General features: G+C 47.0%; 12 protein-coding genes. 9 read left to right on the forward strand and 3 right to left on the reverse strand.

From position 1 onward, the window contains the following. Positions 1-27 precede the first annotated feature (27 nt). Positions 28-1926 (reverse strand): hypothetical protein, encoded by a 1899-nt coding sequence (locus NG796_RS11120; protein ID WP_261206689.1) that lies wholly within the window; start codon positions 1924-1926, stop codon positions 28-30. Positions 1927-2060: 134 nt separating this feature from the next. Between NG796_RS11120 and NG796_RS11125 the strand changes: the two genes are divergently transcribed. The 4 genes from NG796_RS11125 to NG796_RS11140 all read left to right on the forward strand — a co-directional run bounded on the left by NG796_RS11125 (position 2061) and on the right by NG796_RS11140 (position 6045). Beyond that, on the forward strand, positions 2061-2303 hold the full coding sequence (locus NG796_RS11125; RefSeq protein WP_261206690.1) for a hypothetical protein: 243 nt from the start codon (positions 2061-2063) through the stop codon (positions 2301-2303). 149 nt (positions 2304-2452) lie between these two features. Next, a complete protein-coding gene (locus NG796_RS11130; protein ID WP_261206691.1) occupies positions 2453-3637 on the forward strand; it encodes a succinate--CoA ligase subunit beta in 1185 nt (394 codons plus the stop codon). A gap of 10 nt (positions 3638-3647) precedes the next feature. Next, the gene (locus tag NG796_RS11135) at positions 3648-4565 is read left to right on the forward strand and encodes a succinate--CoA ligase subunit alpha (protein ID WP_261206693.1); all 918 of its coding nucleotides are present in this window, start codon (positions 3648-3650) and stop codon (positions 4563-4565) included. 139 nt (positions 4566-4704) lie between these two features. Further along, complete coding sequence (locus NG796_RS11140) at positions 4705-6045, forward strand: ATP-binding protein (RefSeq protein ID WP_261206695.1); 1341 nt, start codon at positions 4705-4707, stop codon at positions 6043-6045. 174 nt (positions 6046-6219) lie between these two features. Here the strand turns inward: NG796_RS11140 and NG796_RS11145 are convergent, their stop codons facing one another. Continuing rightward, entirely contained in the window at positions 6220-6690 is a 471-nt protein-coding gene (locus NG796_RS11145) for a hypothetical protein (protein ID WP_261206696.1), read from the reverse strand. Positions 6691-6989: 299 nt separating this feature from the next. On the opposite strand from NG796_RS11145, the gene NG796_RS11150 reads away from it, so the two are divergent. Then, positions 6990-7577, forward strand: a complete 588-nt coding sequence (locus tag NG796_RS11150) for a 2'-5' RNA ligase family protein (RefSeq protein ID WP_261206697.1) — start codon at positions 6990-6992, stop codon at positions 7575-7577. A 43-nt stretch (positions 7578-7620) separates the two neighbouring features. On the opposite strand, the gene NG796_RS11155 is transcribed toward NG796_RS11150, so the two are convergent. Further along, positions 7621-7758, reverse strand: a complete 138-nt coding sequence (locus NG796_RS11155) for a hypothetical protein (RefSeq protein WP_261206698.1) — start codon at positions 7756-7758, stop codon at positions 7621-7623. Between the two features lie 132 nt (positions 7759-7890). Here NG796_RS11155 and NG796_RS11160 point away from each other — a divergent pair, with 132 nt between their 5' ends. From NG796_RS11160 to rimM, 4 genes are all read left to right on the forward strand, one after another. Further along, positions 7891-8610, forward strand: a complete 720-nt coding sequence (locus NG796_RS11160) for an SRPBCC family protein (protein WP_261206699.1) — start codon at positions 7891-7893, stop codon at positions 8608-8610. Positions 8611-8731: 121 nt separating this feature from the next. Beyond that, positions 8732-9097 (forward strand): hypothetical protein, encoded by a 366-nt coding sequence (locus NG796_RS11165; protein ID WP_261206700.1) that lies wholly within the window; start codon positions 8732-8734, stop codon positions 9095-9097. 399 nt (positions 9098-9496) lie between these two features. Next, entirely contained in the window at positions 9497-10663 is a 1167-nt protein-coding gene (locus tag NG796_RS11170; RefSeq protein ID WP_261206701.1) for a zinc-dependent alcohol dehydrogenase, read from the forward strand. A 154-nt stretch (positions 10664-10817) separates the two neighbouring features. Then, on the forward strand, positions 10818-11453 hold the full coding sequence (gene rimM, locus NG796_RS11175) for a ribosome maturation factor RimM (RefSeq protein WP_261206704.1): 636 nt from the start codon (positions 10818-10820) through the stop codon (positions 11451-11453). The last annotated feature ends 342 nt before the right edge of the window (positions 11454-11795 follow it).

The following is an 11795-nucleotide window of genomic DNA, read 5'->3' on the forward strand; positions in this document are numbered from 1 at the left end:
GATTTAATTGAGCCTATTTTACCCAGGTTAATTGGGTGTATGACGTCCGATAAAGGACCCGTAGGGGTCGTACAGTTCCAGGGGAAGCTGGGCGTTATCCGCGATCGCTTCTAAGGCGGTTCGCAGAGTATTGACGTGCAGATCCAAGCTTTGACGGACTTTTGGGTCGCGGTTGGTGGTGGCAACTGTAGCCGTTTGTTGAATTTTCCGAATGTAGTCAGCACTTAACCAAACGCTGATCACACTATCGGTCAAGGTATATTCACAAACTTTGGGATTGCCTTGACAAGTAGTGTTCAGATCTGCCCGGGTTTTAGCGATGAGGTTAGCTTTTTTGAGTTCCTCTTGCGCTACTTCCCGTTGTGCCTTGAACTCCTGGAGGGAGGCAGCGGTTTTGGGATAATAGTAGGTGCCGGTGGGGACTTGTTCTGCTGAAGTAACTGCCTGATTCCACTGGTCTACCGCTTGGGACCATTGATTGTTGAGGGCGGCATTTTCGGCGCGATCGGCAGCGAGAATGGCGGACTCATAAGCTTCCGTCGCGATTTTCTCCTTGGTTTTGCGATCGCGGGAGAGTTCAAGCTGCGATCGATAACTCGGCAAGAGTTGACTTGCTTCCTGATGAGCCATTGTCCCTCGTGGCAGGGCCTCTAACTGTTTAATTACCTGTTCCCAACTGGTATAGATAGTTTCCCAGCTTTCCACGGACTGAGCAACGCCGCTGCGCGCTTGGGCGACTTTAGCTACAGATAGAATCGCCTGCATTTGTTCGCGTCCGGTTTTTTCCGCCTGAATCCGTTGTTTAATTTCAGTTAAATTAGCCCGATAAGTGGGTAATTTTTCTAACGCCAGAGGATAAACCGGACTATCGGGGGGAACGGATTCCAGAAAGGCGATCGCCTGTTGCCAGTTTGAGGCAACTCCCTCCCACACTTGCAACGGATGGGGCGGATTTTTCCCTTGAGCAACCGCACTCAAGGCGGTATCTAAGGCATTGACCATTTCATCTAAACCAGCGGTCAGATTGCGATTTCGTCGGAGTAGGCGTTGAGCGGTTCCGTAATCTTTGGACCAGAGGGGAATTCCGGTTAACAGTTGACTGGCGGAGGTAAGTTGGGCTCGGGCAGCTTGAATTTGTTGTTGATATTGAGCCGCTTGCAGCAATTCCGCAGAATCCTGGGTCAACTCGTTGGCGGTGACGAGTTGCTGACAGGTGCCGATCGCGCAAGGACGAGACAGGGCATAAAATGTGGCTGACCCCAAAACTAGGGCGATGGAAGCACAAGCACTAAAGGGCAGTAACCAAGAACTGGGCTGGTTTCCCAACTTCTGTTGCCGTTGCGGTTCCCGTTGCTGTGCTCGTTGCCGTTGGGATGACCGTTGCTGTGGTCGTTGCCGTTGCCGTTGGGGTTCCGGTTCCAGTTCCAGTTGCTCCTCAAAAGCGTCCTCCGGTGGAGGGGCATCAAAGGGATTGAGGGGAAAAGCGGCGGCGGCCAAATCCATTGCCTGCCTTGCCTCTTCACTAACCGGAGGTGCGGCTTCCCGGCGATGGGTAGCACGATGGGGAGGGCGATCGAGCAGGAGTACGGGTTGGCCCCCTTCCGGATCCATGACCGCCCCGAGGGGTTGAGGGGTTTTGAAGGCATGGTAAGCGTAGGGGGTTTTTTGACCCTTGACTCGCAGATAAAGTCGTAACTGACCCGGGAGATAGCCCACCAAAGCCAGAATCGCTTGTTGAATGGCTTTAAAGGTCGGTGGCAGGTCGAGTTTGACCTCGGGAGTATGTTCTCCCAAAACGATTAAATTGCCTTGCTTGTAAGCGCACCGAATTCGCAACGGCAAATTTTCCGGCAATTCGGCGTGCAAGCGTTCTTCGATGAGTTCGGCGATCATTTTTAAATCGCCTGGGCGGACTGCAGTTGTCATAAGTTTTTACCCCCGGTACACATCCTGTAGTGCAGGTTTGGTGCTTACCGGCACGGGTTACGAACTGGCAAGCCTTCAAGTTAATTAATTAGATAGCATACAACATCCTCAAAACGCTCAGATGTTAGCTTTTTTTGACGCAAGGGGGGAAGTTCGGAGATATCCCGACTGGCAAGGGTTTCGGCGAATGGGGGAATGGGGGCGATCGCCCCTGTGGGGTAACCGAATGTGGTATTCTATCAAGTTTGGTGGGTTTGAGACTTGACAAATCCCGATTAGAGATGGCAAATCCCCTAGGGAACACTCCCGATCGCCAGTCGGGTCTGGCGGATGCGCTCCTGCCCTCACCCTCAATCCCTCATGGATTGGCACTTTGATCAAAAGTAGGCCACACTACAAACGGAGTAAACCCCAGATATCGAGAAGCCCCGAATTGCGATAATTGAATGGCGATAATTTAAACCGGCTTTGATGCCTTTTATTGTTCAGCGTTTGATCGTTCACCCCCACCGTTTTTCATACATTCATGGATTTATTAGAGTATCAAGCAAAAGAACTATTCAGGGAAATGGGCATCCCAGTTTTGCCCTCGCAACGGATCGACCATCCCAAAGACTTAAAGGGACTGAAGATTCCCTATCCGGTTGTACTTAAATCCCAAGTCCGGGCCGGAGGACGAGGGAGAGCAGGTGGTATCAAGTTTGTGGCGAATACGATTGATGCAGTGGCAGCGGCTCAAAATATTTTTCATCTTCCCATCAATACGGAATATCCCGAGGTGCTTTTAGCTGAGGCTAAATATGACACCGATCGCGAATTTTATTTGGCGGTAGTTCTCGATCGCGCCGCCCGTCGCCCCCTGTTATTAGGGTCCAGCCAAGGGGGGACCAGTACAGAATTGGCGATGGAACAGATGCAGCAGGTTGTCGTAGATGAAGGGTTTTCGCCCTTTTATGCCCGTCGCTTAACTCTGAAGATGGGTTGCACGGGTCCCCTGATTGAGGCGGTGAGCGATATCGTCGAAAAGATGTATTTGCTATTTGTGGAGAGGGATTTGGACCTGGTAGAAATCAATCCCCTCGGAATTAGTCCAGGGGGGGAAGTGATGGCCCTGGATGGCAAGGTGACGGTGAATGATGAGGCCCTGGGACGTCACCCGAGTTTGTTACAGTTACTGCCCAAGACTCAGCTTGATGAGGGATTGGTGGCGGGGTCCGAGTATCCGGTGATGGTGGTGCCACCGGAATTGAAGTTTGTGGAACTCGATGGAAATATTGGGTTGTTATGTAATGGCGCGGGCCTGACAATGGCGACTCTGGATTTGGTGTATGCTGCCGGAGGCAAGCCTGCTAATTTTGTGAATATTGGCGGAGAATGTCGTTGGGATTTGACCCCGGAACTCCTGTGCGATCGCATCAAGCTCGGGTTGGCCCTGGTGAGTCAGAAAAAAAATGTCCAGGTTGTGTTGGTGAATTTGCTCGGGGGTCTCTGTTCCTGCACTCAGGCTATTGAGGCGATCGCCCATTACCAAAAACAGAGTCAGCGGGAAACTGCCACCGGAAATCCTCAAACCCAGGTCAAGGTGATCGTGCGGTTATATGGGAGCGAAATTGACCAAGCGCGAGAAATTTTGCAGGCGGTAGAAGTCACGGTCGTGGAAAACTTGGATGAGGCGATCGCTTTGTCCGTGTCGTTGGCAACGAATGCCTAAAGGAGGGTTGATGAATTTTACGCCGGATACCAAAATATTAATTCAAGGCATTACCGAGGTGATCGGTGCCACTCATGCTGCTTTAATGAAAGCCTATGGAACCAATGTGATCGCCGGAATTAGTCCGGGCTTTGGGGGTCAAACGGTTCAGGAGATTCCCGTTTTTGATATGGTCGAACAGGCCCTACGCCAGGTCGGTCCGGTAGATGTGACGGTGATTTTTGTTAAGCCTTATGCGGTCCTAGATGCAGCGTTGGAGGCGATCGCCGCTGGCATCCGTCAGATTATTATCATCACCGAGGGAATGCCGCCTCTGGATATGGTCAAACTCGTCAGAAAGGCAGAGGCGACAGATACTCTAGTCCTCGGTCCTAATACCCCGGGAATTATCGTCCCGGGAAAGGTTTTGTTAGGGATTCACAAGAGCGATTTTTATACCCCCGGTTCCGTGGGGTTAATCAGTCGCAGTGGTACTCTCACCTATGAAATTGCTCTGCAACTCACTCAGGCTAAGTTAGGTCAATCGATCGCCGTGGGGATTGGCAGTGATGCAATTTTGGGTTCTTCCTTTGCCCAATGGCTGCAAATTCTGGATGAAGATGACCAGACGGAGGCGATCGTCTTAGTCGGTGAAATTGGCGGCAGTAGTGAAGAGGAAGCGGCACAGTATATCGCCGCTGCTATTGATAAACCTGTGGTGGCTTATGTCGCCGGTCATCATGCACCGAAAGGCAAGCGCCTCGGTCATGCCGGGGATATTATGGCGGCCCGACTTTCTACGGGTAAAACCTTTAACATTATTGGGGCTGATCCAGATACAGCTCAAAGCAAAATTCAGGCGTTTAAGTCCGCAAAAATTCCCGTGGCTTCTAGTCCTGCCGAAATTCCAGGGCTGGTTAAAAAAGTCATGAAACAAAAGAAAAAGTAAGGGTAATTTTAGGATGAAATTCCTCCCTTTATGGGGAGAAAATTTAAACAATCAAGCCCGCCTGAGCGGGCTAAACTAAGCGATTATTTAATCCATCATTCATTGGATTTTGATTTTTCATTTCTGATTCGGGCATCAAATGGATAGTGAAACAGTTAGTTCAATTCAATATTTAGAAATTAAAGCAGCCTCTTTATTGCTGTATCAAGGAGTTTTTAACAGTGAACTGGGGAAATCTTTTATAAAACTGATCCAGTTGATTTATGAAAGTTCCGGGGGCGGCGCTGGGGGCCGGATCGGATTAAATTGTCTGAAGGCTTATGGTTGCTGGTTTAAGCGTTTAGCGGCAGAAGAAATGAGCTGGCAAGACTATCTGCTCGATCGCATCCTGAAAGATGAAAATCCCTTTACCTACCAGATACAACGTCAGCCGTTTGAAGAAATCCCCCCGCCATTAATCGCGGCGGTTATGAATGATTTAGAGGGGTTGCAATGTTTTTATGACTGTTCGGGCGATCGCCTCCGGCAGTGGGTAGAATCCGCCAGTGGTATCCCCCTTCCTCCCGTACTTTGGAATGAATCTTTTACCGAACCCGAGGCGATGGATCAATTCCCTCTGGGTTCCCGAAAACGGGCGATCGCAGCCCTCAAATCCCAAAAAAAATGGCCTGATACTCTCCAGGAGTTAGTTGCCTATTACCAAACACAGGGTACCGGGCAATTTACAGAGTATCAAGCCTTTACTTCACAGTCAGGGAAACTAAGAGCCATCCCACACCCTGACCCGGTGCGCTTGACGCAATTAGTTGGCTATGAGTTCCAGCAGGAGACTTTAAAAAAGAATACGGAATTTTTATTAGCCGGTAAACCCGCCTTAAATGTTTTACTCTATGGCAGTCGAGGAACGGGTAAATCTTCCTTAGTCAAGGGATTATTAAATGAATATAGCCCCCAAGGATTACGATTAATTGAAATTCCCAAATCTCAACTGCAACATTTACCCCAAATTGTCGATGAACTACGTGATGCTCTCCAGAAATTTATTATTTTTGTAGATGATTTATCCTTTGAGGAAGATGACGATTCCTTTAAAGCCTTAAAAGTGATTTTAGAAGGGACTCTCACTGCACGTCCTCCGAATGTAGTGGTGTATGCCACCTCTAACCGTCGCCATTTAGTCCGGGAGTTTTTTGAGGAGAGACCCCGCCCTTCTCAGGCGGATGAAGTTCATGCCTGGGATACCCTTCAGGAAAAACTTTCTTTTAGCGATCGCTTTGGATTAACCTTAACGTTTGAACCCGCCAATCAAGATAAATATTTGGCGATCGTCTGTCATTTAGCCACAGAAGCAGGATTAAATTTATCCCCGGAAGACTTAGAGTTTCAAGCCTTACAATGGGCTACCCGCAATAATGGTCGTTCCGGACGCACCGCCCGTCAATTTGTGGATTTTATGCAATCAGAACAAGGGATGGGATAACAATAATAGACTGGGGAATTGAATTCCCGAACCCCCCTTGAAAAGGAGGGCTTAAGAGAAATGAAGAAGTTAGCAAGAAGTCTAATAGACTTATTGCTAATTTCTAAAAAGCCGATTGGCGTTCTTAAGGGGGGTTGGGGGGATCCCTCAGTTATTTTGCAATAAATCTAATTGTTACATTTCCTCATTAAACACGGGATGGAGCTTTTGAATTAACGATTGCTCCCACATTTGTAGAGTTTCTGCAGTGACCATTCCGGGCAGGAGCGTAAACGTTCTAACCAGAATTTCAAGGCCCAGTTTATGCATTTTTCCAAACATGGGAACTTGATGATTAGACTTCCATCGCTGACTAATGCTGGTCGTGGCAATGCCAATATAAACTAAATTTTCGGTCCATTTCCCCTTGGAATCATAAATGATAAAATAGACGAAATATAAGCCGGGGAAATCTGGGAGTTGATGGAGTCCCTCCTCATTGACCACATCTTTAAAATCAACATATTGCAAATGATATCCCGCCCACTCGGAAATCTGTTCCGGAGTCAGGGATTCAAAGGGATTGAGGGAGGAGAGGGGAACGAGAGAACTTTCAGTAGTCATGCTTCGGGACATATCTTTTAAAGCGATCGCATCAGTCATCATGATTTGCTGATATTTCAGCCTGGAATCCGCCGCTCAATTGGATTAAATCTTTTTCCAGATGGGCGCGAAACCGGGGATATTTAGCTTATTGTACTGGACTAATCGCTACAAATCCCTTTGAAAACTCAGCCAAGTGATTAAGGATTAGGTTACTCTATATCCTTAACGGAATGATTTATCGTAAGTTTATTTGAGTCAGGACTCCAGGGTTTTCCGGTTTAGGGCGATTACCCCAGGGATACTCCAGGCTTGAGGCCCCGATTTCAAAACCGATTGTATGTCAACACCCAAGGAATGCCATGATTTCAACCGATCCCACGTTATATTTTATTGCACTTTTACCCCCAGAGGCAATTCAAGAGGAAGTCACCGGATACAAACAGCACTTTGCTGAGAACTACCAAACGCGTCAGGCTCTCAAGTCTCCCCCCCATGTTACCCTACAAGCCCCTTTTGAATGGGAGGTAGAAAAGCAGGGACTCCTAGAAGAGTTTCTCAGAGGGTTTGCGGAGGTCCGTGAACCTGTGCCGATGGTTCTATCAGGGTTTGGTTCGTTTCCTCCCCGCGTAATTTATATAAATGTCAAGAAAACCCCAGAATTATTGTTGTTTCAGTCGGAGTTATCGGCAGATCTCAACTCGTCTCTGGGAATTTATGACCCAAAATCTAAGGGGCGATCGTTTTCCCCACACATGACGATCGCCTTTAAAGATCTTAGACGCCACCATTTTAATATGGGCTGGGCTGAATTTAAAGATCGTGAGTTGTATTACGAATGTTCAGCCAGTCATCTAACTTTACTGATGTTTCAAGATAGACGATGGCATATTTGTGGAGAATTTCCCTTAAAAGCTCAGGTTGCTAAATCATTAGCTGAACCGAATTAAACGCAACAGCAACCCGTGAAGATTCTCAGTCTTTTATTCCCGCTTAGGCGGGAATCCAAACCCAATCCATTGTTTTAAAATCTGTTTTCTCCACCGCCGAATCCTCTAAAGTGTAGTTTTTATACTCCACGGGATAAAAATTAATGGACGACGGGGCGATCGCTTCCTCATCTATCCCCACCGAGTGAGTGTGGCTTCCCCCTTTTGGCAGAGTGCACCGGAGTTCCCCCTCGCTAAAGTGGTCAACAGACTTATTCGTTATTCGCGAGTTTTCCCTAATCAGGATAACTCCGATTGATTTGAGGAAAAAATTATGTCATCCACATCCGATTCGGTTCCCAATTCTCAACCGCGATCGCCTGAACAGACTAGCATGAGCGATACCGAGCGTTGGAGTTCCTTGATTGGCGGCGGTGCAATGGTTTTAATGGGATTGCAACAAGCTTCCTTACGCGGTGTATTACTCGCGATCGCTGGCGGTAGTTTAGCCTATCGTGCTGCCACCTCTGAAAGCAGTCTGAAATCTGCTGTCGAGTCGGCAATTCAAAGCACCGATAAAATCTCCGTTGAACAAACCGTGACCATCGCCAATCGTACTCCTGATGAACTCTACCACATCTGGCGAAATTTTGAGAATCTGCCCTTGTTTATGAAGCATCTCCAGTCCGTCAAAGTTCTGGATGAGACGCGATCGCATTGGGTCACAAAAGCACCCTTAAATACAACCTTAGAATGGGATGCTGAAATTATCACGGACCGAAAAAATCATCTGATTGCCTGGACTTCCGTTGAAAATGCCGATATTGAAAATTCCGGATTTGTTCGCTTCCAACCTGCGCCGGGAAACCGAGGCACTGAAGTCAAAGTAGTCCTGGAATATAAACCCCCCGGAGGCAAACTTACCGATGCCTTTGCTCACCTAGTGGGTCAATCGGCTGAACAGCAAATTCGCGATGATATTCGTCATTTTAAAATGCTGGCAGAAGCCGGAGAAATTGCTACCATAGAAGGTCAACCTTCCGGTGCTTCTTAAATTTGGTCCTAGTTGGAATGAGGATTTATTCCTAAAGAAAGAGACGAAATCCCACAATTATTGTTCCAATGAAATAAGTTGTTCAACAAAAAACTTGAAAACCCTTAAAACCATTGACCTTATGAATTTAAACAGATCTTGGCTAAAAAATATTCGCCTCAATCAAATGATTGGCTGGTGTCTAGCTACCTTCACTTTGCTGTTCGGATTTACATTTGGAGGCATCACGGATAACAGCGCCCAGGCCGCTAAATTAACGACCCCCAAACATAATCCCGAACAAGTAGACTCAGCTACAGTTAAGAAGATTAAAAACAGTGCTGAAGATTTCCCCAGTGAAGAAATTGGAGATACGGGTTTAAAAAATATTCGCAACTTAGGGAAAAATATTCCCAAAGTGATTGAGCAGAATATCGATGAAACCTTGAATCCGGATAACCCCGATGCTCCTGGAACTCGCTCCTCCACTCGTTCCGGTCGCCGGTAATTGAGAGAGCCATCTCTACTCTGTGATATCCAAAGCTTTCCCTGGAGTATAGGGAAGTTCAGCAATATCAATCAGGGATGGTTTGTTAGGGGTAAATGGAGAAGAACCCCACCCTACTCCTTCCCTTGCAAAGAGGAGGGGACTGGATGAATTAGGGATGGGTTTCTAACTCAAATAGTAAACCTCTTGCAAAATTCAAAAAAGCCCCCCTTCTTAAGGGGGGTTAGGGGGATCTCTACGGGATTTTGCAAGAAGTCTAGTATTTTAGAGTCCGGTGAGGTCCAGATAGGCTGTAAGGTGAGTATATTGCTCCCTAGAGCTACAAAATATCGGGACCCTAAGAAGTCGGGGAAGCGCTTCATAAATCCCCATTTATTAAAATTTAGGAGAATTTAAAAAATGAAAGCAGTATGCTGGCATGGCAAGAACGATGTGCGGGTTGAAAACGTTCCCGATCCAAGTATTCTAAATCCTAGAGATGCCATTTTAAAAATTACTTCTACCGCCATTTGTGGCTCAGACTTACATCTTTATGATGGGTATATTCCCACCATGCAAAAGGGAGATATTCTCGGTCATGAATTTATGGGGGAAGTGGTCGATAAAGGTCCAGAAGTAACAAACCTGAAGAAAGGCGATCGCGTGGTGATTCCCTTTACCATTGCCTGCGGTCACTGCTTCTTTTGTAATCGCGATCTCTGGTCTTTGTGCGATAACTCCATCCCCGATGGTAAAATAGTGGAAAAGGCTTACGGTCACACGCCCTCGGGATTATTTGGATACTCCCATATGTTGGGCGGATATGCCGGGGGTCAAGCGCAATATGTGCGAGTTCCCTTTGCAGATACCGCAGCTTTAAAAATCCCCGAAGGATTGACCGATAAGCAGGTATTGTTTCTCACAGATATTTTTCCCACAGGCTATCAAGCGGCAGAATATTGTAACATTCAACCGGGAGATACCGTAGCGATTTGGGGTTGTGGTCCGGTTGGACAATTTGCGATTCGCAGTGCCTATATGTTAGGTGCAGAACGTGTGATTGCCATTGATCGGGTTCCGGAACGGTTAGCAATGGCGCGCGAAGGGAAAGCGGAAACGATTAATTATGAAGAAATCGATGCCGGAGAAGCACTTAAAGAAATGACGGGTGGCATTGGACCCGATTCTTGCATTGATGCGGTAGGATTAGAAGCTCACGGGACTGGATTGGATGCCTTTTATGATAAAGCGAAACAAAGTTTACGCTTGGAAACCGATCGCCCCACGGCATTAAGACAGGCGATCGTTGCTTGTCGCAAAGGCGGTACGCTCTCGATTCCTGGAGTGTATGGTGGATTTGTCGATAAGTTTCCCTTGGGGGCGTTGTTTTCTAAAGGATTAACGGTGAAAACGGGACAAACTCATGTCCATAAATACCTTAAACCGCTACTTGAGCGCATCCAAAATGGGGATATCGACCCCACCTTTGTGATTACCCATGAGATGAGTTTGGATCAAGCACCTCAAGGATATGAAATATTTAAGCATAAGCGTGACAATTGCATTAAAATTGTCTTAAATCCTTAACCCTCAGATTAGGGCGACTGCATGGAATCATCCGGGCAGTTTTCGCCCTAGATTCTTGAAGTGCGGAACCTAAAAGCGGGCGATTGTCATCATGGCGATCGCCCGCTATCGCCGCAGGGATTCTCTATCCTTCCGTCTTTTTGTCCTGATAACCATGAAACAAAAGCCCTCAACTCCGAACACACGCCCCTCCGATGAATGGATCGAAATTGGTAAAATCATTGGCGTGCAAGGTCTCAACGGTGAAGTTCGAGTCTATCCCTCCACGGACTTCCCAGAACGGTTTGAGGAACCGGGACAGCGATGGTTAAAGTATCCCAATCAATCTACTCCTCAACCTGTGGAATTAGTGCAAGGTCGATTGATTGAAAATAAGGGAATCTTTATCGTACAACTGGCCGGGGTAACCGATCGCAATCAGGCCGAAGCGTTGCGGGGTTGTTTGATGTTTGTTCCCCAAGGCGATCGTCCCCATTTAGAGGAAGATGAGTATTATATCCAGGATTTAATTGGCTTAGTGGCGATCGACCAACGCACCGGAGAGGAAATCGGGACGGTCGTCGAAATTCTCAGCGCGGGTCATGATATCTTGGCAATTAAACCTCCTGTGACATCGGTTGAAACTCCTGAAATTTTTGAGAGTTCCGAAACTTCTGCAACTCCGACCAAACGCAAATCACCGCCTAATATTTTAATTCCATTTGTGAAAGAAATTGTGCCCATTGTAGACATGGCTGCCGGTCGGGTAGAAATCAATCCGCCTCCAGGTTTATTAGAGGTCAATAATTAGATTTCTTGCCCAATTCTCAAAAGTGACTCTTGGTTGTTAATGGGCATTTTTGAGAATTAGGCAAGCAGTCTATTCTCACTAATTTTTTTTGTGTGTCAGTATTTTCCGCAAAATTAAAGACTACTGGACAGAGTTCAGGGACAAAAAGAGTGCTTCTACTAAGTTAGATTAATTTTTATTAAATTTGAAAGGTTTTATATCATTATTTTGATGGGGTAGATTAAAATAGAACCGGACTAATCTTAACGCAAGTCTCAGCATTGGAGGGATGGAGAGACTAGGGTTCGGATGATAGGTTTTGAACTCGCCGCTGGAATAGCAGTGGAGGACTGCGCAACAAAG

Source organism: Laspinema sp. D2d, assembly GCF_025370755.1.
Taxonomy (GTDB): Bacteria; Cyanobacteriota; Cyanobacteriia; order Cyanobacteriales; family Laspinemataceae; genus Laspinema.